Raw genomic sequence first — 25,829 nt, 5'->3', positions numbered from 1 at the left:
GTCGCTTAATGAACAATTCGCCCCATCTCACGCTTATCATACCAACGAGCAGTATTCTATCACCTCGTAGCAACTAACTGAATAATGAAGAAAGTCATCCTCAGCCTCGCCCTCATCTCCGCAGGTCTCTTCTCGAGCTATGCCTGCACAGCCAAGGCTTCGAGCAACGCTGCTTCTGCCTCCACCGAGACGACCGCAGCTGCCCCCAGCGAAGAAACTGCCGCCGACGACAAGGCCGCAGAAGGCGCTATCAAGCACATCGACGCAGCCTACCTGCGCAAGTACATCTGGGATTATAAGGAAGAGCCCTCGAAGTTCGTCTTCAAGGGCAGCCGTCCCGCTATCATCGACTTCTACGCCGACTGGTGCGGTCCCTGCCGTAAGCTCAGCCCCAAGCTCGAAGCTATCGCTAAGAAGTATGCGGGTAAGATCGACGTCTACAAGATCGATGTCGACAAGGAAGCTGGTCTGGCCAATATCTTCGGTGTGAAGAGCATCCCTATGTGCCTCTTCATCCCTATGCAGGGTACGCCCATCCAGACGGTAGGCGATCTCACTCCCGATCAGATCGAGGAGACCATCAAGCAGATCTACTCCGACGCTAAGTAAGCCCAGCGAATCATTCGCATCTACAATAAAAGCTCATCCCCACACCGCCTGATGGCAGTGTGGGGATGAGCTTTTATTGTAGCGTCCGAGTGAGGAAGTCGCTTACTTCTTCGTAGGACGGGGGATGAAGTCGAAGCCCGTGTAAGGACGAAGAGCCTCGGGGATGCGGATACCTTCGGGCGTCTGGTTGTTCTCCAGCAGCGCTGCGACGATACGGGGCAGAGCCAGAGCACTACCATTGAGCGTGTGCACGAGCTGGACCCCCTGCTCAGCGTCACGATAGCGGCAGCGCAGGCGGTTGGCCTGATAGCTCTCGAAGTTGGATACGGAGCTGACCTCGAGCCAACGCTTCTGTGCAGCAGAGAAGACCTCGAAGTCATAGGTCAGCGCGCTGGTGAAGCTCATATCGCCACCGCTCAGACGGAGGATGCGCCAGGGAAGCTCGAGCATCGTGACGAGCGTCTCTACGTAGGCAACCATCTCGTCGAGGCGCTGATAGCTGCGCTCGGGCTTGTCGATGCAGACGATCTCGACCTTGTCGAACTGGTGGAGGCGGTTCAGACCACGCACATCCTTACCATACGACCCAGCTTCGCGGCGGAAGCAGGCAGAGTAAGCGGTGTTGCGTACGGGCAGATCCTTCTCCTCGAGGATGACGTCACGATAGATATTCGTCACAGGCACCTCAGCCGTAGGGATGAGATAGAGGTTGTCCGCCGTAGCGTGGTACATCTGCCCTTCCTTGTCGGGGAGCTGACCCGTGCCGTAGCCTGAGTCTTCGTTGACGACGTAGGGAGGCTGTACCTCGAGGTAACCAGCTTCACGAGCATTGTCGAGGAAGAAGTTGATGAGCGCGCGCTGCAGGCGAGCTCCATAACCCTTATAGACGGGGAAGCCAGCGCCCGAGATCTTCACACCCAGCTCGAAGTCAATGAGGTCATAGTCCTTCGCCAGCTCCCAGTGGGGCTCGGCGGTAGCATCGAGTGCGGGCATCTCGCCACCGGTCTTGACGCAGACGTTATCCTCAGCCGTAGCGCCTTCGGGCACGATGTCGGCGGGGAGGTTAGGTACAGAGAGCAGGATCTCACGGATCTTAGCTTCGGCCTCGGCCTTCTTCTCCTCAAGGCTCTTGCTTGCCTCTTTGAGCAGTGCCACCTGAGAGCGGATGCTCTCGGCCTGCTCCTTGGCGCCCTGCTTCATCAGATCACCGATCTCCTTAGCGAGGGCCTTCTGACGAGAGAGACTGGCATCGAGCTCCTGCTGAGAGCGACGGCGGATCTCATCGAAGTTCAGTACTTCGTTGATCGCTTCGCGTGCCTCGAATTGCTTCTTGCGGAGGCGCTCAATGACCGCCTCGGTATTCTCCTTGATTTGCTTGAGTGTAAGCATAATGTCTCGTGTGGGGTATAATGAGAGGAGGTCGCTCCCTCCGGGCTGTGTAGACCCTTCTGGAGCAACCTCCGGTTGACTTGTCTGACGTGTGCTCCGTCTTAGGCTTCAGCCGCGATGGAGACGTACGAGCGGTCGTTCTTCTTGCGAGTGAAGACCACCTTACCGTCGATCAGTGCATAGAGCGTGTGGTCCTTACCGATACCTACGCCTGCACCTGGGTGATGCTGCGTGCCACGCTGGCGGACGATGATGTTACCAGCCTTAGCGTGCTGACCACCGAAGAGCTTTACTCCGAGTCGCTTACTTTCTGATTCGCGTCCGTTCTTGGAGCTACCTACACCTTTTTTATGTGCCATTGTCTTATGTCTAAACTAATGCGGTGATACAATTACTTACGCTACGATTTCCTTGACGAGGACTTCGCTGAACTGCTGGCGGTGGCCATTGAGCTTGCGATAGCCCTTACGGCGCTTCTTGTGGAAGACAAGTACCTTGTCGCCCTTTACAAGAGGCGTGATGATTTCGCACACGACCTTAGCACCAGCCACTACAGGCGTACCTACAGTGACAGCACCATCCTTGTCTACGAGGAGGACCTTGTCGAATTCTACTACTGCGCCACTCTCTGCACCCTTAACGTGGTGAATGAAGAGGCGACGGCCCTGTTCTACATTGAACTGCTGGCCCTGAATGTCTACGATGACGTACATTATCGTTGATAACTAAAAAGTTAGCCCCGTAGGGTGCCACCCGCTCCACGGCGGAGGGATAGACTTCTTCTCCTACCCTACATAGGAAATTCGGTCACAAAGATACAAAAATATCTGATACAACACCTTGCACTCCCTTGACTTTCACCGAAGAAACATCCTCAGTCCGAGCTCTTCCCCTACCCCACAGAGGGCAACATCTCCCTCCACCAAAGAAGCCCCCACCGCGGCCTGCCGCACCACGGAGTCCCACAGTAAGGGCTATGAACCTATATTGGTCAGCGCACGAACCTATATAGGTCGTCACAGCGACCTATATAGCTTTGTGAAGTGACCTATATTAGGTTGTTGCTCCGCATAGGGATAAAAGTTTTGGACGAGTAGCAGATAAGTTTGGGCTACGTACGTGGCTCTAATAACTTCGTACGTGGATAATTAGATTTACGTGCCTGGTCTTTAAGACTACGTGCATAGATAGAAGAATACCACTACGGGAAGGCGCTTTTTTCTTCACGAGAATGACACTTTTCCCTCAGCTGGATAAGAGGAATACTCGCGATAAGGCGCAGGGCTTGCTTGCTCGCTTCGGAGAGGCTATCGGGGAGCTGGGCGTGCGATGCCTTAGCTCTCTCAATAGAGGGTAGGACTATATGCAACAGTCTCCTATATAGATCCACCCGACGACCAATATGGGTTGCAAAAGCCCCTTCACACCGACACAACATAACACCATAAGGGCAAGCCACTTACGAAACACATATAAATGCTATCCCAACACCTTTATCTGGCAGGAAACCAAGCGACCTCTATACCTCCGACAGCCTCACCCAGATGAAGTCACACGCAGCGCACAGGATCCCGCACCCTATCCTATCGAAACTCGTACGAAACTCGTACATTTGCAGCCAGAGGGTATTGCAAATACAGGTAAGCGAACCCATCGAGTAGGAGTCTGTACCCCGCCCCCTCTGGCTGAGCAAGGATATCAGACTTAGACAATCATCACAACCCCAAATAAGTATGGACACAGAGCTGGATATACAGCGATTCTTTCAAGAGGTAGCGAGCATCTGCGCCTTAGAACAAGCGCAGCAGGAGGAGCGAAATCGCAAAGGCGAAAACTACAATCTCTTTAGCATCCTTAGCATAGAGCGCTACGAATTAAAGCACTCCGCCCTAATCGCTAATCTACTCGACCCCAAGGGAAGCCACGGATGCGGCGATGCCTTCCTAAGAGCTTTCTTTGAGATCGCACTGAAGGACCTCGCCTACCCTTTCGAGGACTGTACACTCCCGGATAGCTATACAGAGTATTATACAGGCCCCATAGTAGGCGACACCGGCGGGCGCATTGACATCCTCGTGAAAAGTAGCCGCTACGGACTCATCATAGAGAACAAGATTTACGCTGGGGATCAAGACAAGCAACTGATTCGCTATGATAACTATGGGAAGGAGACTTTTGGTGCAGACGGATATCTCTTGGTTTATCTCACGCTATATGGATACGACGCCAGCAAAGAGAGCACAGCCACGAAAAGCGCTGAGGAAGTAGGCTACTTGCGCCTATCGTACGCAGAAGACATCCTTCGCTGGCTGGAGCAATGCGTGCGACTGGCCGACAACAAGCCCCTCGTCCGAGAGTCTCTCAATCAGTATATCCGAACTATCAAGCAACTCACCTATCAAGATATGAATCAAGAGAATATCCAGACAATCATTGATCTTGCAGTTGATCACCCCGAAGTAGTGGCCACGCTATCAAGCAAACGTGATGCAATCGCTGAGGGAATTAGAGAGAAGTACATCTTCGCCAAACTGGAGAAATATGCCGATCAAAAGGGCTGGTTGTACGATGATAGTGAGTCTTCGTATAATGAAGAAGAGCCTAAAATCCGCCTCCGTAAAGAGGGCTGGGATGGCTCTATCATCATATCGGCAGATAGCGAAAATAAAAAATCGAACTATGGCTGGTGGATGAACCTCTGGATAGGCATAGACTCAAAGGTGACTGGAGCGAAAAAACTTGCTTGCTTAGAAAAGCAAAGTCCTGAATATCCTATGGGATGGGAGTACCTCACGACACCAAACTGGTACTCAGCCGAGAACTTCCCCGCGATGAAGACAAGTGTCGCCCAAGAGATCATCAACAAACTTGACGAGATCATAGAGGAATTGAGCATCAACAAGTAGAGCAAGTAGAGCGACCCTACCCCACACAAGGAAACACCTCCCTCCTCTCAAGCAGCGCCCCCCCCCCCCGAAGCCCGTCGTAGCACGACGCCATACAGCAAGCGGTGTGGACCTATATTAATCGTCACGGTGACCAGTACTGGTTACTCATCTGACCAGTACTGGTCACGACGCGAAGCAGTACTGGTTGCTATAACCAACCAGTACTGGTCAACCCAGCGACCAGTACTGGTCGCAAAAGCCACCGCACAGATAGTGCAGAAACGCATTACGCCCCAGGCTACCGAAGCAGCCTGGGGCGTAATGTCTATTGGTATATCGTGAGTGAAGTTGACCGCGACTTAGTCGAGGGTCTTCTTGATCTCGATTTCTTCGTAGGCCTCGATGATGTCACCGACCATGATGTCGTTGTAGCCATCGATATTCAGACCGCAGTCCTGACCCATGACGACTTCCTTAGCATCGTCCTTGTAGCGCTTGAGAGAGCCAAGCTCGCCCTGGTACTTGACGATACCATCGCGGATGAGGCGGATCTTGTTGTTGCGCTTGATCTTCCCTTCGACGACCATACAGCCGGCGATGGTACCGACCTTGGTGATCTTGAAGGTCTGCTGGACCTCGAGGTTGGCCACGACATTCTCCTTGATTTCGGGCGAAAGCATCCCTTCCATAGCAGACTTGATGTCTTCGATGGTGTCGTAGATGATCGAGTAAGTACGGATCTCTACGCCCTCACGGTCTGCCAGACGACGAGCGGCCTGACTGGGACGCACCTGGAAGCCCAGGATGATAGCCGAAGAAGCAGAGGCGAGCACGACGTCGCTCTCGGAGATCTGACCGACGCCCTTGTGGATGACGTTGACCTGAATTTCCTCCGTAGAGAGGCGGATGAGCGAGTCGGAGAGCGCTTCGATAGAGCCGTCCACGTCACCCTTGATGATGACATTGAGCTCCTGGAAGTTGCCCAGAGCACGGCGACGAGCGAGTTCGTCGAGGGTAAGCCCCTTCTTCGTACGGTTATCCTGCTCACGCTTGAGCTGCTCACGCTTGCTGGCGATGCTACGCGCTTCCTGCTCGGTCTCCATGACATTGAAGGTCTCACCTGCAGTAGGTGCACCGTCCAAGCCAAGGATCAGAACGGGTTCGCTAGGACCAGCGTGCTCGACCTTCTGATTACGCTCGTTGAACATAGCCTTCACACGGCCGTAGTGCGTACCTGAGAGGACGACGTCACCCTGCGAGAGCGTACCATTCTGCACGAGGACAGTAGCCACATAGCCACGACCCTTATCGAGTGAAGACTCGATGACGGAGCCGACTGCACGGCGCTTGGGGTTAGCCTTGAGCTCGAGAAGCTCAGCTTCGAGGAGGACCTTCTCCAGCAGCTCATCGATGTTGATGCCCTGCTTAGCGGAGATCTCCTGACACTGGTACTTACCACCCCATTCCTCGACGAGGTAGTTCATGGCAGCGAGCTGCTCACGGATACGGTCGGGGTTAGCGCCGGGCTTATCGATCTTATTGATCGCGAAGACCATGGGCACACCAGCGGCGGCGGCATGGTTGATAGCTTCCTTCGTCTGAGGCATCACGTCGTCGTCAGCAGCGACGATGATGATAGCGATGTCCGTGACCTTCGCACCACGAGCACGCATAGCGGTGAAGGCTTCGTGACCTGGCGTATCAAGGAAGGTAATACGCTTACCACCCTTGAAGCGGATGCTGTAGGCACCGATATGCTGGGTGATCCCCCCTGCTTCGCCAGCGATGACATTGGTATTGCGCAGGCGGTCGAGGAGCGACGTCTTACCGTGGTCGACGTGACCCATGACGGTGACGATAGGAGGACGGCTGATGAGGTCAGCTTCGTCATCGACCTCTTCTTCCTGCGTGATGGCTTCGACAACCTCAGCGCTGACGAAATCGGTCTTGTAGCCGAATTCCTCTGCGACCATCTCGATGGTCTCAGCGTCGAGGCGCATGTTGATAGACACCATCAGCCCGATGCTCATACAGGTAGCGATGACCTGCGTCACGGGGACGTCCATGAGGCTCGCGAGGTCACTCACCGTCACGAACTCAGTGAGCTTCAGCGTACGGCTTTCGGCTTCGCTACGCTCCTGAGCGTCGAGAGCTGCAGAGCGAGCGGCGTCACGCTTGTCCTTACGGTACTTAGCGGACTTAGCACCCTGCTGGTTCTTACCCGTCAGACGAGCAAGCGTCTCCTTGACCTGACGCTGTACATCTTCGTCAGTGACGACAGCCTTCTGAGGCTGCTGGCTCTGACGCTTAGCCTTACGACCGGTCTTCTGCTCGGCAGCACCCTGCTGGGCATTGCCACGACCACCGCGGTTGTTGGGGTCTGCGGAGCGACCATTACCACCATTGCCATTACGCTGTCCGGGCTTCTTCGTGCCGTTGTCCGTCACCTTAGCGGCTTCGGCCTTGACATCGACGGGGCCCTTACCGATACGGGTGCGCTTACGACCCTTGTCGGCAGCGGACTTCTTGGCAGGGCGCGTATTATCGTTGATCGAAGAGAGGTCGATCTTACCTACTACGTTGAAGCTGATCCCTGCACTTGGCGTGGAAGGACGGAAGATCTCGGGCTCACGTACCGTGGGCTCCTCAGCTGCGGGAGCAGCCTTGGGCTCGGGCTTAACCTCGGGCGCTGCAGGGGCAGGCTCGGGAGCAGGAGCTGGCTTCGGTTCGGGCTTAGGCTCAACCTTAGGGGCGGGAGCTTCGACCTTAGGAGCAGGTGCAGGAGCAGGCTCGGGCTTGGGCTTGGGTTCAGGCTTGACCTCTACCTTGGGCTCGGGCTTCACTTCGGGTGCAGGAGCCTCGGCCTTAGGAGCAGGAGCGGGAGCGGGCTTAGGCTCGGCCTTCGCCTTGGGAGCAGGCTTGGGTTCAGCCTTCTTCTCCGTGGAGATGGAGCCCTTGATATTGAGGCTGGGGCGGCGATCCTCGGGGACGACCGTCTCGATGTGCTTCACCTTCGCGGGAGCGGGCTCAGCAGCGGGGGCCTCGGGCTTAGCAGCAGGCTTGGCAGGCGCAGGCTTAGCAGCGGCACCACTGAGGGTGTCGAGGAGCGTGGCGATCTCAGCCTTGCCCATGCCCTTGCCGTGCTCAGCGATGAGCTGCTCGGCCACCTCGCGGGGTACGCGAGTGTTGGGGGTGATAGTATTGACGTCTAAGACGTTCTTCTTCTCTAACGAATCCTTGAATGAGCCAATCCCTACGTTGAGTTCCTTGGCCAAGGTAAAGAGCTTGATGTCCTTTGGCATGTATCTTCTCTTTTGAATGGTTTATGTCCGCCTCTTCACGGGCTCGCTGCTGGCTTGCTCGGGCTTCTCGCTAATGGGTATCTACACTACAGGGAGCGACAGCTGGGCAGCGGGCGGGCGGGACGGATTAGTCTTCTTCTCCCTCTTCGGTGGCGAGCTCAGCGGCGGGCTCGTCAGCTTCGTAGGGCTCTTCTTCGGAGAACTCGGCGCTGAGGACCTCGAGGATACGGTCGAGGACGTCTTCGTCCAGCTCAGTCTTCGCAAGGAGCGTAGCACGATCCTCACGCAGTACGGACTTAGCCGTAGTGTAGCCTTCCTCCTTGAGGGCCTGGATCATCTGCTCGTCGATCTCGTCAGAGAACTCGTCGAGGTAGATATCCTCCTCACCCGTAGCACCCTCTTCGTCGCGGAAGATCTCGATACGGTAGCCGGTCAGGAGCGAAGCCAGCTTGAGGTTGGCAGCGTTCTTACCGATAGCCAAGGGCACCTGATCGGGGCGCATGTAGACCTCGGCCTGCTTGATTTCTTCGTCCTCGTCGCAGAGGGCGATAGCCACGGCCTTCCCAGGGCTGAGAGCGCGCTGGATGAAGAGCATGGGGTTCGTGGTGTAGGTCGTCACGTCAATGTTCTCACCCTTCAGCTCGCGGACGATGCTGCGGATACGCGAACCGTTGACCCCGACGCAAGCCCCTACGGGGTCGATGCGGTCGTCATACGACTCTACGGCGATCTTAGCACGCTCACCAGGGATACGGGCTGCGGCACGGATCGTGATAAGGCCATCGGCGATCTCAGGCACGTTGAGCTCTAGAAGGCGCTTGAGAAACTCAGGGCTGACGCGCGAAAGGATGACCTTAGGATTGCTGTTCTCGTTCTCTACACGCTCGATGACAGCGCGTACGGTCTCACCCTTGCGGAAGAAGTCGCCAGGGATCTGCTCGGTCTTGGGCATGAGGAGCTCGTTGCCCTCATCGTCGATGAGCAGGGCTTCGCGCTTCCATACCTGATAGACTTCGGCGGAGATCAGCTCGCCCACACGGCCTACGAAGCTGTGGTAGAAGTGCTCCTTCTGCAGCTCGAGGATCTTGCTTGCCAGGGCCTGACGCAGGTTGATGACTGCGCGGCGACCGAAGGAGTTGAAGTCGACAGCATCGACGAAATCCTCGCCGACGGAGACCTCTGAGTCGAAGCGCTGGGCTTCGCTCAGGGGCACCTCACGCACCTCATCGACGAAGTCCTCATCGGCGACGACGTGACGCGTACGCCAGATCTCGAAGTCACCCTTCTTCTCGACGTTGATGATGACGTCAAAGGTATCGTCCGAGCCAAACATCTTCGACAGGACATTGCGGAGGGAATCCTCCATGACCGCGATCAGCGTATTGCGGTCGATACTCTTGAGCTCCTGATACTCGAGGAGCGCTTCGATCAAGCTGGTAGTCTCTTTCTTCTTTGCCATGGGGCTATTATATAGGTTTATTCTTCTACTGGGATAGGATGAGGATTTAGAACTTCAAGACGCGCTTGGTCTGTAGCACCTCATCCATCGGGATGGGGAGGGCTTCCTCGACCTCGATCTTGCGCTTCTGACCCTCGGGGCGCACCTTGCGTACGACGGTGAGGGTGATCGCTTCGGCAGTAGCGTCAGAGAGGACGCCCTTCTCCTTGATGCCCCCCTTACGGAGCACCTCGACCTCCTCACCGATAGCGTCGGTGTACTGACGGAGGACCTTGAAGGGTGCGGTGAGGCCTGCGGAGCCCACCTCGAGCTCGAAGTCCTCTGCCTCACGGTCCAGCTGCCCCTCGATATGCTTCGAGAGGGCTACGCATGCATCGATGCTGATGCCCCCACGGGCACCCAGCTCGACGATAATACGATTGCCAGGGTGGACAGCGACTTCTACAATATAATAATCGGGGTGCTCGGTGGCACAGTACTGGGAGGCAATTCCCTCGATATAGCTCTTATCGATCATAACGCGTCTCGTAGGATAATAGGGGATGAATGCAAAGAGAGGAAGCTCTGTCGCCTCCTCTCTCGATCATCTCTTTGCCACAAAGGTAATAAAAATCACCGACATAAGCTCCCCCACCCGACACTTCTTCATACAGACGCTCCCGCCCAGCACCTCCAGAAGGCACTGGTCGGGAGCATCTATGACGGACAAAGAGGCTACTTTGTGGGAAGCTCCACCTTCACAGGATTTCCTTCGTCACGGACAAATGTGAGGACGAGCTTACCCGCCGTCAAGTCGACAGCATCCTTCTTCAGATAGAGATAGGCAGAGGCTTCACGAGGGGTGAGGACAAATTCTCCCATAGGCAGCCTTGTGTAGTACCCCCAGAAGGTCCACCAAAGGTCCTTTGGAGTAAGACTTGCCAAGCTCGCTTCTTCTCGAACAGTCTTAGGCCCAACTTCATGAGCTAAAAACCTATAATACCAAGTCTCAGCACCTGGTGCGAGTGGCTCACGCTCATAGTACGTCTTATACAGGTGCTCGTAGCTGAGTAGTGCCTGCGAGGAGAGATCCGTCACCACATGATCTGCGTCACGAGTAAAGCTCAGCGTCATGGCCTGCAGCCCATGGACACCCAATGTATTGAACGGCCCAATCACGCTGTAGAAGGTGATATCCTCACGCATCTTACGCTCCTTATATATTTGCGAGACCTTCTCCTCATCACGTATGATCGAATAGCGGACCTCTGATCCAGGGACAATCTCCCAGCAGAGGTAATCTGATCGATCTTTCTGTGGGGTTTTCTCCACAGGGGTAAGGGTTGCCTCAGCCTTAATCACTCGGAAGAAGCCTGAGATGGGGTGCTTCGAGGGGAAAGAGCCAGATATCGGCTCTGATCTCTCCTTCTCCTTATCACACGAGGAGAGGAAAGCTGCACTCAGAGTGACGAAGCCAAGAAAGAGGCTACTCATCGCCACACGCAGTATCGTCTTTTTCATACGCTTGGGGTATTAATGACTGCAATTAGGATCACGCGATCCGTTCACCCAAAAAATATTATTTCCCCAACAACTAACACTCCGCCACCCGAGGGCACGCCAAGAGCCCTTATCACAAGTGTACTCTCCATTCAGAAGGCACAGATACGCTGTTCTTTAATTCCTTTACGAACGCATTTATAGAGCCCCCCAATGCCACCTCTTCCCTTGCCGAGAAATGGGGAGGAATATAAGGGAGAGCTATCAACCAATATAGGTCGGCGGGCTGAGCTATATTGGTCCGACGACGAAGCTATATAGGTCGCGATGACGACCTATATAGAATGGCGAAGAAAGCTATATAGCTTTGTGAAGTGACCTCTATTAGGTTGTTGCTCCGCGTAGGGATAAAAGTTGTGGACGAGTGGCAGAAAAGTTTGGACTACGTACGTGGATCTAATATCTACGTACGTGAATATTTAGATTGACGTGCCTGGTCTTTAAGACTACGTGCATAGATAGAAGAAAACCACTACGTGAAGGTGCTTTTTCCTTCACGAGAAGGACGCTTTTCCCTCCGCTGGACAAGAGGAATACGCGCGATAAGGCGAAGCCCCGCCCCATAGACCGAGGGTCTACGAGACGGGGCCAACAACACCTATCAACTTATGAATGAGGGGGAGCTAACGAGCGGGTGCCAGCTCCAGGACGAGCATCGTCCAGTAGTGGAGCGCAGGGAGCGTAACCGATACCACCCCGCTACGCTGGGTGAATGGCAGGAGCTCGGGGGCTCCGCCACGCAGGTCAGGCGAGGCTGCCCAGACACGGACGACACGCTCCGCACTCTCCAACTGGAGCGGTAGCTGACGCACCAAGCGAGGCTCAGGGCGAGTGCCATCGACATCCCGCCAGGAGAGGTCATTCGTCCCCAGGAAGTTCAGCAGATGCACGACCTGCTGTCTCGGGCCGACCTGCTTAGCGAAGGCGGTGATAGCATCTGCCTTCGGAGGCCAAGTCGTGAGCTGGACATCGGCACTCGTCGTCGAGATCCGAGGCGTGAAGGCATGGCGGGAGGTCGTCCCACGGAGCCAGTTCTGATAAGCCGTGAGGAAGTCATAGTAGTGGACGATAGCCTCCCGTAGCTCGGGGCTCATCGCCAGGGGTGCGGCCGGGAAATACTCGCGTGAGAGCATGTGGTCTCCCAGCTCGAGGTGTGAGCCTCCGAGGGCAAACATCACCGCATCGGTCAGTAGTACACCTGGGGTATTCATCAGCTTATCCCCTCGCCCACCGTGATCGGCCTTATCATAGTTCAGATACGCAGCGAAGACCGTAGGGAGGCGGTGACGGCTCAGGCTATCATTGCGCTTGATGATCTCATAGAGGTTGGCAAAGGCTGCTTCGGAAGTACCTCCATAGCCGTTGCCATTGCCCCAGACCTCATTGTAGCAGAAGTCCAGCTTCCCTGTGCCGATGATCTCGGCAGCACCATAGCCCGAGACGGCATTCATGATGAGACGCTTCTCGGGACGACGCTTCTTGACCGCCTTGATGAAGGAGGCATAGGCGCGTGGGAGATGGACCTCGCGCCCCGTCGCATCATAGCGTGGACCACGACTGCCGAGCTGGTCGATCTGGTAGCCATCGAAGTCAAAGAGCCGATAGACCTCGTCATTGCGGTCGCAGAGATAGCGCTGCCAATCTGCGTTCCCTGGATCCAGGAGGTAGATATTACTCTGCCAGCTCGAGGGCAGGCCGTGGAAGTCCTGATACCTCTCACCATCCTTGGGCCGAGCATAGAGCGCCCAAGCCTCCTACACACCATCTTCCGTAGCTCCCTTCCACGACCCGAAGCAGAGGTTGTAGAAGATCGACTTCATCCCGTAGCGGTGCTGTAGCTCGATGTAGTGACGGACGTGCTCGGCCTTGACCCAGCGGTTGCTGACGTCGCGGTAGGCGGGCATCAGCTGCCCCTTAGCATCGAGAGGAGCGGGATAATGATGCTTCCACTGCCAGTCTTGGAACTGCACGCCATTGATATGGCAGCGATTGAGGAAGGCCATCTCCTCGGCGATGCGGGTGCGCTTGGCAGCAGGGTCTCCCCCGTCATCAAAGTCCGCCACGAAGCCGTAGCGGGGGAAGCGTCGCCAGTCACTGGATACATCAACGGCGATGGTAGCGACGACCAGCTCACATTCGGCAGAGCGGGTATAGACCTCTACGAGGTAGCCCTGAAAGTCCCGCCGTGGAGGGCACCATGACCAGCGGCCAGCCTTCACCACCTCGGCATAGGGGACCTCAGCGAGGATCTGCGCTCCGTGGCGGTAGCGGATGAAGAGGGCGGAGGGAGGTGTACCCGAGGCGGTGAGGTGCACCATCTCGCCTGGTAGATAACAGGCCTTATCGGTAGCGAGCTCCATACGGGGTAGTGTGGGCTCTTGGGCTTCAGCTGAGAAGAGGAGAGCTGCAGAGAGGGAGAGGCTCGAGATCATCTTCGGCATACGCATACATATATAGAGTGTGGGGGGTATCATGAGGGCGAGCAAGGGCACAAAGAGAGGAGGCTGAGCACAGGCATAGTGCCGTAGCTCAGCCTCCTTATCTATATAGGATAGGTGGATTACTTCAGGGGCTTGAGACCCTTCGTATCCTTAGCCTCTACGATGCTGATAGCATAGCCACCACCAGCTACCGAGTGGAGCTTGAGGACGGACTTAGCCGTGACCAGCCCCTTAGTGATGGTATAGGCCTGTGGGTTGGTCTTGTAGTCGGCATCGGGAGCATCGGCATAGACCGTAGCCACATACGTCTTCCCCTTGTCGAGGAAGTCCAGACGCAGGGTAGAGTTGTGAGGCTTCAGACCCGTGACGCTACCGACGAACCAGCTGCTGGAGCCCTTTGCCTTACGAGCTGCGGTGATGTACTCCATAGGCTCAGCCTCGAGGTAGATAGACTTATCCCAGTCGAGGGCGACATCCTTGATGAACTGGAAGGCATCGAGGTGCTTCTCATAGTTCTCGGGGAAGTCAGCAGCCATCTGCAGCGGGCTGTACATCGTCACATAGAGAGCGAGCTGCCCCCCGATGGTGGAGTTGGCACGTGAGCCATTGGAGCACTGCATCTCGAAGATACCAGGCGTGTAGTCCATGGGGCCGCCTTGCAGACGCGTGAAGGGAAGGATAGCCGTATGCCCAGGGGTGATCCCGCCGAAGGCTTGATACTCCGTACCACGTGCGCTCTCGTTGCCGATGAGGTTAGGATAGGTACGGCAGAGCCCCGTAGGACGGACAGCCTCGTGGGCATTGACCATGATCTTGTAGTCTGCAGCGCGCTCAATGGCATGCTGGTAGTGATTGATAGCGATCTGGCTGTAGTGGTGCTCACCACGAGGGATGAGGTTGCCGACATAGCCGCTCTTCACCGCATCATAGCCATAGTCCTTCATCAGCTGATAGGCCTGGTCCATGTGCTTCTCGTAGTTCATGATGGAAGAGGAGGTCTCGTGGTGCATGATGAGCTTCACGCCCTTAGAGTGGGCATACTCATTGAGCGCCTTGATATCGAAGTCGGGGTAAGGCGTCTGGAAGTCGAAGACATATTCCTTAGAGTTGCCGAACCAGTCTTCCCATCCGATATTCCAGCCCTCGACAAGGACACCACCAAAGCCATGCTGAGCGGCGAAGTCGATGTAGCGGCGGACGTTCTCATTATTCGCAGAGTGACGGCCCGAGGGCTTAGCCTTCGCGTAGTCGGTGATGCCGAGCTTGACGGAGGGGAACTGAGAGGTATAGGCCCAGTCACCCTTACCCGAGATCATCTCCCACCATACGCCGACGTACTTCGTGGGGTGGATCCAAGAGGTATCCTTGATCTTACAGGGCTCGTTGAGATTGAGGATGAGGTGCGAGGAGAGGACCTTGCGTGCGTCGTCGGTGATCATGATCGTACGCCAAGGGCTCTGGCAGGGCGTCTGAAGGTAGCCCTTGATGCCCTGTGCATCGGGAGTCAGCCAAGAGCGGAAGACCATGTTCTTATCATCGAGATTGAGGTGCATCGCAGGATAGTTCACCAGCGCAGCCTCGTGGAGATTGATGTAGAGGCCATCGTCCGTCTTGAGCTGCAGAGAGGTCTGCACCCCCGTCTCGGAGAAGGAGGTCTGCGAAGCATTGTCCGTCACCTTCTTCTTGAAGAGCGGGCGGATCTCACTAAGGCGTGAGCGCGAATACTCGTACTCCTGCGTGTCGTAATCACCAGGGATCCACCAGGCGATGTGGTCACCCGTGAGGGCGAACTCAGTGCACTCCTCCTTGACGACGAAGTAATTCAGCTTACTCCCCTCCTGTGGGAACTCATAGCGCAGGCCGACGCCCTCGTCATATACACGGAAGCGGAGGTTCATCACACGCCCCGTCTTCTCCTGGATGAGACCCACCAGCAGCTCCTTGTAGTGATTGCGGATGGTCTTATTCTCGCCCCAGACAGGCGTCCAGGTCTCGTCAAAGGTCGAGGTCTTCTCCCCCGTCTGCGTGAAGCCCTCGAGGAGGCTCTCCGCATTGTGGAGCTCGTAGCCGAGGCGACTGGGCTTGATGACGGGCTTACCTCGGAAGGAGACCGAATAGTAGGGCTTGGAGTCACGGAGGGTGAAGGTCAGCTTCATCTCACCGTTGGGGGATGTCACCTCGGAGGCATGGACTCGACCAGCGAGCCCCAGACATACGAGGCACATAAGCATAAAGAATCTTCTCATATCTGCTTAGCTATATGAATTGTATGGATATAAACTCGTGGAGATAGGCATGCCCCAGCCCGCACTTGGGCTGGGGCATACTACGAGCCTGCCCGCATCAGGCAACAGGCTCTACTCAACATTAAATAGATGCTCGGAGCGGAGGATCTTACAGCTTCGAGAGCTTGAGGATCTTACAGCCATGTGCAGGGATCTCTGCGGAGATCGTCCCTGAGACCGTACCTTCATCCTCATGTGTCCAGAGGTTGCGAGCCTTCCACGAGCCGTGGATGCCGATCTGTGAGAGCGTGACGGAGCGCGTGGCGGCAGACTGATCGCGGTTGAAGAGACCGACGACCCAAGAGCCGTCCTTCAGCTGTCCGTACCAGATCTCGCCATCGATCCCCCAGAGGTCACGCTTGTAGGGCTGACCGACGAAGCCGTCCTTCTGCAGGGCGAGCAGCTCTTCATTCTGGAAGAAGGTGAGGTCATGAGCATTGGGGTAGTCCGTGACAGCAATAGGCCCACCTGCCATCAGAGGCAGGGAGATAGCCGAGCGCTTCTCGTCATCGCTGGCGAAGGAGCCGAGGCGGATGAAGTCTCCATCGAGGCGAACCTTGCCACGACCCGAGATCTTCGACCAGTTGATGAAGCCGTCAAAGGCATTCTCTGAGTTAGGCCAGCCACCACGTAGCGAGCCACGGTTGTTCTCCGAGAAGCGGTACCAAGAGCCTTCGAGAGCATCGGCATTGATACGGATCATATTGCCGGCGTACTTCTCGATGATCGCATTGTTCTTGAGGTGAGGCATGACGAGGGAGACATAGACGCCGTACTTACGGGCGTACTTATTGATCCACTGCATCCCACGCACATAGCGCTCACGACCATAGCCACGGTCGATCTGGTCGCTGTAGTTCATACCGTCTTCATACCAAGAGAGGAAGTCCATACGGATGAAGTGTACGCCCATATCAGCGTAGTGCTTGAAGAAGGCCTCGAAGTGCTGCTCAGCTCCAGGGTGATCGGTGAGCACCCAACCGAACTGATCATTCTTCGTGGGGTGGAGGACATCCTTATCCTTCTCGGGATTGTAGCGCAGGCTACCGACGGTGATGCCGTCAGTACCTGGGATGATCGCATTGGGATTGCTATAGTGCAGCCAGAAGGGATTGTCGTAGACCCCGAGCTTGAGGCCCTTAGCCTTGAGCTTGGCGATGATCGTCGAGAGCTCGATCTCGGGAGAGCTCTCATCCTTCTGAGAGCGGCTGTAGCGCGTCATATATCCGTCGTCCCCACCCATTGCAGCGAAGCCATCGGTGACGAGCATATCGTAGCCGTAGGGCTTGAGCTTGGTAGCGACGAAGTCAATAGCTTCGTCCCAGTCCTTCTCGGTGAAGATATTGGGGAAGGAGCCGTCCTTCTCCTGCTGACGCAGTGCGCCATAGACGCTCCAGTAGAGCGGAGCATAGTCCATGCCGGGGTCTTGAGCCAGTGGCGTCAGGCCCTGTGTAGGGTCGACCTTGTCGACGCTGAGGTCACTCGTCACGTCCCACGTGTTGCTATTGCAGCTGGTTATGAGAGCTGCCAGCGCCAGTGCGGCGATGAGATATTTCTTCATATTCCTATTGTCTTGTTAGAGTCGTCGGCTATGCACCGATATACGCGACGTTGATCTTCTTCGTGGAGAAGTTGATGGTGATCTTGTAGGTACCTGCCTGCGTCACCTTCCACTTGTGGTCAGCGCCGCCCTTGACGACGTCGCCACCGCTGATGCCCGAGGCATTCACCTCCGTATCAGCCTGAGGGGCCTGAAGCCAGTCACCAGAGAAGTCATCGTTGGTCGAGGTGAGAGCCACCTTGAACTCCCCGGTACCGAGAGCACCCTGCCAAGAGAACTCGAGGGGCGAGGAGCTACTCTTCGTCATCGCCGTACCCTTGATATTCCAGCCCTTAGGCGTAGCATCACCGACGAGGCGTGCCTCAGCGGTAGCGATACTCGTGCTGACACCACCGACGTATTCGGCGGTGAGCTTGTGCGTCTTCATATCGATGGTGAGGACATAGTTGCCAGCCTTCGTGACCTTCCACTTATTGTCAGCACTCTTATTGGTACCAGCGACGACGTCCAGTGCGCTGGTCGTAACGTCCGAGATCTCGACATCGGCAGCCGAAGCATAGAACCAGTCCTTAGCCACGTCATCGAAGCTACCGGTATTCGTAGCCATGAGCTTCAGTGCACCAGCCTTGAGCTCGCCAGCATAGACGAACTTATGCTCACCGACCTTCTTGAAGGCAAGCGCCTCGCCGATATTCCAGCCACTAGCAGCATCGCCAAGAGCGTAGAGCGTCTCGGTCTTCCAAGGATCACTCTTGGGGGCAGCGGTGAAGGACTCTACCTTGATCGTGCGGTTCGTGACGTCAAAGACGAGCTTATACGTCCCAGCCTCGGTGACCGTCCACTTATTGTCTGCGCCACCAGCGACCATACCCTGCTTGGACACCCCTTCGTGGCTGAGCGTCACGCCTGCTTCGGGAGCCTGGATGTAGGGACCAGCGTAGTCCTTGAGGACGGTAGCGTCAGAGACGAGCTTGAATTCGCCCGTCTTCAGTGCGCCCTCATAGGTGAACTGCAGGGGGCTGTCGGAGGTCTTCGTGAAGGCCGTAGCCTCCGTCGTTGACCAGCCCGCGGGAGTAGCATCACCGATGAAGCCAAGCGTAGAGGTCGTGATAGGTGTCACGGGCTCTGCACCCTCATAGACAGCCTGGATCGTGCGCTCTCGCAGGTTGATCGTCAGCAGATAGGTACCCGACTCGGTGACCTTCCACTTCGTGTCGTCACCTCCTCGGCGGACGCTGATGCCGCTCTCGGCGACACCCTTGCTATTGATCTCGGTGTTTGCCTTCGGAGCATAGATGAAGGTCGCCCCCCAGTCACCCTTAGCAAGAGGGAACTTCAGCTCCCCTGCAGCGAGACGGCCATGGTAGGTGAAGACGAACTTATTGCTGGCATCGCGTACCAGCTCGGCAGGATTGTCAATGCTCCAGCCCGCAGGCGTAGCGTCACCTACCATATAGAGATGGTCGACCTTGAGAGGTAGCTCCTCGTCGATGACTACGATGTCCTTGTCATCATGGCATGACTGGAGGACCGCTGGGACGGCGAGCACAGCGAGCGCCCATATCCCATACTTGAATATTCTGTTCATGTCTAATCTGTGTGCTTTAGAGATTACACCTTAGTATGTAGTGGAGTTAGTAGCCGGGGTTCTGCTTGAGGTTACGGTTAGCCCCAAGGATATCTCGGTGAAGCGGGAAGATGAGCGTGTGGCTATCGGCATCGGCCTTCTTATCCCACCAAGCATCGAGGAACTTCCCGAAGCGGATGAGGTCGATACGACGACGACCTTCAGCGAAGAACTCACGGCCCCATTCGGCGAGCATCTCCTTGAGATCGAGCTGTGCCGTACCCTCGGGAGCGTAGAGAGCCGTCGACCAGTCGGAGGAGGGATAGTTACGCTTACGGACGCTATTCAATAGCTGGGCAGCAGTGGTCGCATCGCCACTGCGGAGCTTGCATTCAGCGAGGCTATAGATGATCTCAGGCAGGCGAATCTCACAATAGTCTGCCTCGAGCTGCCCTGACTCATCGTCTGAGTAGAGGGGATACTTGGCGAACATCCAGCCAGAGTTATCATCGCCGTCCTCCAGACGGCTCTCAGAGGTAGCGAGCCACTTATTCCCGTCGGTACCGCCGAACTTCCCTACGGCATCACGCAGGTCAAGCGTGTAGCGACCGTTGTGATCCTTGAGGTAAGCCGTCTGCCCCTTATCATCCGTATAGGAGATCTTGCCGAAGATGAAGAGCCCTTTGCGGCGGTTGTTACCGAGGTTCGTGTACATCTTCAGGCGGACATCGGAGGGATATTGCTTGAAGCGCTCGATAGGCATACCCAGCTCATAGGTGTACTTCTCACCCTTGGGGTTGTAGCTGGGAGAAGCCGAGTACTTGATGTTGTGCGTACCGACCTTATTCTTCGTATCCTTGAGCCAGTCACTGGCCTTAGAGGGGACAGACCACCAGAACATATCACCATTGTAGTGCCAGTGTGTACGACCTGCCGAGCCTGGGAAGGCGAAGATGACTTCGTCGGAGGTCTGGTTGTCCCAGTCGAAGGCAGCGTCCCAGCGATCAGCTACCTTGTATGAGCCGTACTTGCCGTCGAGGATATCCTGAGCGTACTGCGCACACTCGGTGTAGTGGTCCTCACCGATGTAGACCTTTGCATTGAGGTAGAGGCGCACCAAGAGGGCTGCGGCACTGGCCTGCGTCCACTGACCTTGTGCGGCCTGATTGCCACCGAGAGACGTCTTGCGAGTCAGCTCGGGCAGGACTGCCTTCAGCTCAGACTCGATGAAGTCATAGACCTTGCGAGGCTCTACCTGACCCGTGGAGTTCTTGCTCGTGTCGTAGTAGCTCACCGCCAGAGGGACGTTGCGGAAGGCGTCCAACAGACGGAGGTAGAACCACGCACGCAGCACTCTATTCTGCGCCTTGAGGTTCTTGAACTCCGCATCGGAGAACCCGAACTTCGCAGCTGAGCGCTGCTCGAGGTCCTCGATCACGAGGTTAGCCTGCATGATCCCCTGGAAGCAACCATTGTACTCCGTCTGGGCTTCGCCATTGGTCGTGAGCCACTCATGGCGGTGCATACGTGCCCAGCGGCCACCATCATCCCACCAGTCTTCGCGGGTGGGGGTGATGAGCTGGTCAGCGGACTCTTCATTGAGCACGTGACGGCTCTGCACGCTCCAGAAGGCGTGCTCGAAGGGGCGGAAGACGGCACGGATGACGTCCGACTTCGTGTTATAGTAGTTCTGTGAGGCGACCTGATCGTAGAGATTCTCGTCCAGGTTAGTACATCCCACGAGGCTGGCAGCGACGAGCGCACCTGCCATATATTTCATTGTCCTTCTCATTGCTTACTCTGTATGATGTCACAGACAGTGATGTCCATCAGTAGATTAGAAGTTCACCTGCGTACCGATCATGAACTGACGGGTCGAGGGGTAGTACGAGCGGGAGCCCGTAGCCCCTGGGTTCAGCCCATTGACCTGATAGTTCGAGGGATCGATACCAGAGAACTTGGTGATGGTAAAGAGGTTGCTCGCCGTAGCATAGATGCGTACAGCATCGATGTACTTCTTCTTCAGATTCAGCGTATAGCCGAGGCTGACTGAGGAGAGCTTGAGGTAGTCCCCTGGCTCCAGGAAGTAGTCAGAGACGATGGGGTTCTGCGAGACGATCTTATTCTTGCTATAAGCCTTGTCCATCACATTGCCCTGGAAGTTCCGCGTCCCGTAGTAGAAGTCGTGGATATTGAAGAGGTCGAAGCCGAGTGCCGTCTGGAAGAAGAGCGAGGCATCGATATTCTTGTAGCGCAGCGTGTGGGTCATCGAGCCGGTAAACTGAGGCAAGCCATTACCCACATACTGGCGGTCATCGTCGGTAGCATTATCAGCAAGGACCTTGTCGCCGTCCTTGTCGTAGACGACCCAGCGACCCTGAGGATCTACCCCAGCATACTTCAGCATGTAGAAGTTCCCGATACGCTTGCCCTTCTCGATACGCTGCAGGTTGTGGAAGGGATAGGGATCCTCCGTACCGACGACGTCGTAGTAGTCCTGCCCGACAAACTTATCGTTACTGAAGTCCACGAACTTATTGCTCATCGTAGCCCCGATGACATTGATCGTGTAGGTGAAGTTCTTTGTCTTGACGGCATTCCACGTGAGGTCGAATTCGAAGCCGCTATTGCGCATCGTACCTACATTGACAAAGGTCGAGGTGAAGAGATAGGGAGGCACCGAGACATTGTAGTCACCGAGGAGGTCCTGCTGCTTACGGCTGTAGTAGTTGAAGGAGCCGTAGAGGTCACCACCGAAGAGCGTCCAGTCGAGACCGACGTTCCAGTTCTGCCCCTTCTCCCAGCGCAGGTCAGGGTTGACGTTCTTGCCAGGGCCCCATACCTGATAGTACTTACCATTATATAGGTAGTAGCCGAAGCCCGACATCGTGTTGAGCGAGCGGTAGCTGTCGAAGGACTGGTTCCCCGTGATACCGAAGTCACCACGAAGCTTGAGGTCCGTGAGCCAGCTCTTCGTCCCAGCCATAAAGGCTTCGTCAGAGATACGCCAGCCGGCAGAGATAGCGGGGAAGTTCCCCCACTTGTGGTGCTCACCGAACTTCGATGAGCCTTCGTGACGGAGTGAAGCCGTCAGCATATAGCGGCCCTTCCAGTCGTAGCTCACACGACCGAAGAAGGAGATGAGCTTGGAGTCATTCTTATAGGACCCCATACCGAGCTCCCCTTCATCCTTAGCGTAAGTACCGCTACCGAGGTTGTTGTCCTCGAGCGCATCGTTGGGGAAGTCCTTATTCGCAGCGTTCAGCCCTGAGTACTGCTCATACTGATAGGAGTACCCTGCCATCACCTTGAAGTTGTGATTGCCGAAGGAGTTGGCGTAGTTCGTGACCCACTCGAGGGTACGTATAGCACTCTTCGAGTAGTCCTGCGAGGCCTCACCTTCACGACCGGCATTGATCGCCAGCGTGCTCGTCGAGGGGCGGAACCACTGATTGTAGTTGTCATACTGGTGGTCAGCGAAGGTCAGCTGCGTGGTCAGCGTCTGACGATCCTCCTTATTCAGGAGAAGAGGCAGGAGGTTGAGCTTGACGGTACCGTCCCAGTCGAGGAGCTTCGTCGTACCCGTGCTCTTGTCCTTCTTGAGGAGCTCAAGAGGGTTATAGCCAGCAGCCTGCCCCTTGAAGTTATAGTAGAGCGAAGGATCCTTGGGGTCCATGATAGGCGTCGTGGGGTTAGCCTCGACGGCATTGCGGAAGACGTCCCAAGAGGCATTCTTGCGGTAGGCGATACGGGGAGCGACATTCAGCGAGAAGGTGATGAGTCCACCCTTCGTCGTATGGTTCAGTGCGACACGCGCACCATATTCCTCACGCCCCGAATAGAGATCGATACCATTAGCGCTGCGGTAGTCAGCCGACACACGATAGTTCGAGCGAGCACTACCACCGCTGAGGCTGAGCGAGTGCTGGGTACGTGCCCCGATGCGGCTCACCGCATCAAGCCAGTCGACACTACCTCCGAGGTCGTAGCCGACGCCCGAGGCCAAGCGGTTCGCACGATACTCATCAGCACTGAGCATATCAAGCTCACGCTTGATGACGTCGAAGGAGACCGTACCCGTGTAGGTCGTGTGGAGGTTGCCGTCACGGGCGCCCTTCTTCGTCGTCACGAGGATGACCCCATTGGATCCACGCGTACCATAGATAGCACTGGCAGCTCCGTCTTTGAGGATGTCGAAGCTCTCGATATCGTTGGGGTTGAGGTTCGTCAGGTTGCCACCAGGCACCCCGTCGATGACGATGAGTGGGCCAAGGCCTGCAGCACGGGAGGAGACCCCACGCACCTGGATGCTTGCCTGATTATTGGGGTCACCTGCTCCGGTATTCGTGATGCTCACACCAGCGACCTTCCCCTGGATCATCATCGAGGGGTCGACGGTAGCCATCTGAGAGAAGTTCTTGGAGGAGACGTGGGTGACAGCGGAGGTCAGCTCCTTCTTACCCATCGTGCCATAGCCTACGACGACGACCTCATTGAGTGTAGCCGCCTCTTCGGTGAGGACGACCTTGATCTCACGACGTCCATCAAGGGCTATCTCAAGGGGCTTGTAGCCGACGTAGCTCACACGGATCGTAGCCTTAGGATTCTTAGCCTTGAGGACGAAGTGCCCCTTGGCATCGGTCATGGTACCATTGGTCGTACCCTTCTCGAGGACGGTCGCCCCGATGATGGGCTCACCTGCTGGATCAGTCACGGTACCCTTGACGCTCACGGTCTGGGCAAAGAGGCTGACCGAGGTGAGTACCAAGGTCGATGAGAGGAGTAGTCGCCGCAGCGAGGTATCCACGCTTTGTACAGTTTCCATCATTGATATGTAGGTTAGAATTTTTATCCCAACAGTTAGGTATCTGGCGACTCGGATGAGTGGCTGAGCCGTAGCTCACCTGGATCGCTACCAACGAAGATAGACGAAATGCATACGCGAAGAGGGAGAGGTACTAAGTATATAGTTGGTGTAGAAACTTCCACTCTGATACTTAGCAACTTACCCTATTTTTATAGACAAAAAAAGTAGTGATTATTGGGGCGGATTAGCGCCTTTCAGAGCCTTTTTCCCGATCTCCATGACCTGCTTCTCGAGCTCGTCGCGATCGCCTCGAGCACGATTGCGCATGCGGGTACGGTAGTTGTAAATCGTCGTCACCGAGTAGCGCAGGAAGTGTGCGATCTTGGTGCTGTCGGTGATGCCGAGACGGATGAGTGCGAAGACACGCAGCTCGGTATTGAGCTTCTGCCCCGGCTTGAGCTGTACCTGCTCGTCCTCACGGAGGAGCGCATTGAAGTCTTCGACGAAGGTCGGGAAGAGGTTGATGAAGGTCGTGTCGAAGCTGTCGTAGAACTCTGCCAGCTCCGTCTCGACCTCCTGATTGTATGAGGTGAGGGCCTGCTGGATCTCCTTCGTCTTACCAGCGCTGAGGAGCTGACGCAGGCGCTTACGGAAGCTCTCCATCTTCTCCAGATAAGTCGAGCACTGATCCATGTACTGAGTGATGTAGGCCTCCTTGAGGTACGAAGTCTCGGTGATGAGCTGATTCTGCCGCTTCATCTCCTCGTTGTACTCCACGAGCGTGCGGTTGACCTCATTGAGCTGACTATTGGCATGCGCCAGATCCGTCTGCGCCTGCTGCAGGGCTTTCTTCTGCTTCAGGACGCTGAAGATGGCGAAGATGAGGCTCACGACAAGGAGGCTGATGGCAATAAGGACCCCTGTGATGACACGCTGTTGCTGCTGCTTCTTCTCCAGATAAGCCTCATTGACGACAGGGAAGGTATCGAGGATCTCGAGGATACGGAGGCGGGCATTACACGCCTTCGCATCGGCCATACACAGCGTGAGGTAGTGGTAGGCTCGGTCGATGTCGCCCGACTGGAAGAGGATCACAGCGAGCTTGCGCAGGGCGATGTACTCACGTGTATCGCTCTGCATGTCGCTGATAGCAGCCAACGTGTAGTAGTGTCGAGCCTCCTCGATACGCCCCATGTGGTAGTAGGCCTCGGCGATGGTGTAGTGGTAGCCCGCATCGAAGCGCCCATCGCCCGTTGGTGTGAAGGGCAGGAGCTCACGTAGGGCCTCGGCATACTTGCCGTGGGCAGTCAGCTTATCGGCATAGATCATCCGATACATATTCGACCCCGACTCATAGATCGTCAAGAGCGAGTCACGGAAGTCATCGGTGAGGCTGGCATAGGCCGCTTTCTCTTGCGCCGTCACGGCATAGTCCGCCATGAGACCGAAGAGGCTTCGGCAGAGGTGGAAGAACTGGCTACGCTGCCCTGGGAGGACGCCCCCCTCACGCAGCGGCTTGATGATCTCATCGGCTTCCTTGAACATCCCGATCGTCATCAGTGCCGTAGCCCGATGGAGCAGGGCGTTCTGCTTCTGCTCCTCATTGCCCGCCTGCTGTGCCAGCTGGGAGAGTGCCGTAGCATAGAAGAGCGAGGAGTCGGTATTGTATGAGCGGTTCTCCTGCCACAGTGCCTCGTAGAGGTTCATACGCCCCTCCACGTTCCCTGCACTCAGCTTACTCAAGCTCTGTCGCAGGGTCTCTAAGGCCTCCTCCTTGCGCTGCATGTAGGACGGGCGCTGCTCGATCGTCTGATTGAGCTTCACCAAAAGGCTATCCGAAGAGCCTGCCCACAGCGAAGGGAAGAAGGAGAGGAAGACAGCGACAACGGCCATCCACTTTAGAGAATTCCGCTTGATCATAACCCCAAATTTAGGAAGTATCCTTGATTTATCAGTAAAAGCGCGTGAATTCGGCAGGTTTT

General features: G+C 56.0%; 15 protein-coding genes and 1 pseudogene. 2 read left to right on the top strand and 14 right to left on the bottom strand.

What is annotated here, in order from left to right; translation table 11 throughout:
- The first annotated feature begins 84 nt into the window (after nucleotides 1-84).
- A complete protein-coding gene (locus KO088_RS07085) occupies nucleotides 85-609 on the top strand; it encodes a thioredoxin family protein (protein ID WP_215494152.1) in 525 nt (174 codons plus the stop codon).
- 102 nt (nucleotides 610-711) lie between these two features.
- On the opposite strand, the gene serS is transcribed toward KO088_RS07085, so the two are convergent.
- The 3 genes from serS to rplU all read right to left on the bottom strand — a co-directional run bounded on the left by serS (nucleotide 712) and on the right by rplU (nucleotide 2,711).
- Nucleotides 712-1,998 carry a serine--tRNA ligase gene (gene serS / locus KO088_RS07080; protein ID WP_215494151.1) on the bottom strand — a complete coding sequence of 429 codons (1,287 nt, stop codon included), beginning with the start codon at nucleotides 1,996-1,998 and terminating at the stop codon, nucleotides 712-714.
- Nucleotides 1,999-2,099: 101 nt separating this feature from the next.
- Nucleotides 2,100-2,357: a 50S ribosomal protein L27 gene (gene rpmA / locus KO088_RS07075; protein WP_009433701.1), complete on the bottom strand. Its 258-nt coding sequence runs from the start codon at nucleotides 2,355-2,357 to the stop codon at nucleotides 2,100-2,102.
- Between the two features lie 36 nt (nucleotides 2,358-2,393).
- Entirely contained in the window at nucleotides 2,394-2,711 is a 318-nt protein-coding gene (gene rplU, locus KO088_RS07070; protein WP_009433676.1) for a 50S ribosomal protein L21, read from the bottom strand.
- A 1,020-nt stretch (nucleotides 2,712-3,731) separates the two neighbouring features.
- Here rplU and KO088_RS07065 point away from each other — a divergent pair.
- Nucleotides 3,732-4,904, top strand: coding sequence for a PDDEXK-like family protein (locus KO088_RS07065; RefSeq protein WP_215494150.1), 1,173 nt, complete (start codon nucleotides 3,732-3,734; stop codon nucleotides 4,902-4,904).
- Nucleotides 4,905-5,245: 341 nt separating this feature from the next.
- Here KO088_RS07065 and infB read toward each other — a convergent pair whose 3' ends face one another.
- From infB to susR, 11 genes and pseudogenes are all read right to left on the bottom strand, one after another.
- Nucleotides 5,246-8,188, bottom strand: a complete 2,943-nt coding sequence (infB, locus tag KO088_RS07060; RefSeq protein WP_215494149.1) for a translation initiation factor IF-2 — start codon at nucleotides 8,186-8,188, stop codon at nucleotides 5,246-5,248.
- A gap of 127 nt (nucleotides 8,189-8,315) precedes the next feature.
- Nucleotides 8,316-9,647, bottom strand: a complete 1,332-nt coding sequence (gene nusA / locus KO088_RS07055; protein WP_215494148.1) for a transcription termination factor NusA — start codon at nucleotides 9,645-9,647, stop codon at nucleotides 8,316-8,318.
- A 46-nt stretch (nucleotides 9,648-9,693) separates the two neighbouring features.
- Nucleotides 9,694-10,164: a ribosome assembly cofactor RimP gene (gene rimP, locus KO088_RS07050; protein WP_009433673.1), complete on the bottom strand. Its 471-nt coding sequence runs from the start codon at nucleotides 10,162-10,164 to the stop codon at nucleotides 9,694-9,696.
- A gap of 197 nt (nucleotides 10,165-10,361) precedes the next feature.
- The gene (locus KO088_RS07045) at nucleotides 10,362-11,147 is read right to left on the bottom strand and encodes a hypothetical protein (protein ID WP_215494147.1); all 786 of its coding nucleotides are present in this window, start codon (nucleotides 11,145-11,147) and stop codon (nucleotides 10,362-10,364) included.
- 662 nt (nucleotides 11,148-11,809) lie between these two features.
- A pseudogene (locus tag KO088_RS07040) lies at nucleotides 11,810-13,546 on the bottom strand (endo-dextranase).
- Nucleotides 13,547-13,746: 200 nt separating this feature from the next.
- The gene (locus tag KO088_RS07035; RefSeq protein ID WP_215494146.1) at nucleotides 13,747-15,873 is read right to left on the bottom strand and encodes a glycoside hydrolase family 97 protein; all 2,127 of its coding nucleotides are present in this window, start codon (nucleotides 15,871-15,873) and stop codon (nucleotides 13,747-13,749) included.
- 148 nt (nucleotides 15,874-16,021) lie between these two features.
- Nucleotides 16,022-17,473, bottom strand: a complete 1,452-nt coding sequence (locus KO088_RS07030; RefSeq protein WP_215494145.1) for an alpha-galactosidase — start codon at nucleotides 17,471-17,473, stop codon at nucleotides 16,022-16,024.
- Nucleotides 17,474-17,501: 28 nt separating this feature from the next.
- Entirely contained in the window at nucleotides 17,502-19,061 is a 1,560-nt protein-coding gene (locus KO088_RS07025; protein WP_215494144.1) for a SusF/SusE family carbohydrate-binding protein, read from the bottom strand.
- Nucleotides 19,062-19,107: 46 nt separating this feature from the next.
- Complete coding sequence (locus tag KO088_RS07020; RefSeq protein WP_215494143.1) at nucleotides 19,108-20,832, bottom strand: RagB/SusD family nutrient uptake outer membrane protein; 1,725 nt, start codon at nucleotides 20,830-20,832, stop codon at nucleotides 19,108-19,110.
- A gap of 45 nt (nucleotides 20,833-20,877) precedes the next feature.
- Nucleotides 20,878-23,868: a SusC/RagA family TonB-linked outer membrane protein gene (locus KO088_RS07015; RefSeq protein WP_421957759.1), complete on the bottom strand. Its 2,991-nt coding sequence runs from the start codon at nucleotides 23,866-23,868 to the stop codon at nucleotides 20,878-20,880.
- A gap of 210 nt (nucleotides 23,869-24,078) precedes the next feature.
- Nucleotides 24,079-25,767: a SusR family glycan utilization regulator gene (susR, locus tag KO088_RS07010; RefSeq protein ID WP_215494142.1), complete on the bottom strand. Its 1,689-nt coding sequence runs from the start codon at nucleotides 25,765-25,767 to the stop codon at nucleotides 24,079-24,081.
- Between the last annotated feature and the right edge of the window lie 62 nt (nucleotides 25,768-25,829).

The organism is Porphyromonas bobii (genome assembly GCF_943169685.1).
Classification (GTDB): domain Bacteria; phylum Bacteroidota; class Bacteroidia; order Bacteroidales; family Porphyromonadaceae; genus Porphyromonas; species Porphyromonas pasteri.
The sequence above is the reverse complement of the archived record's forward strand: the minus strand, read 5'-3'. Positions and strand labels throughout refer to the sequence as shown.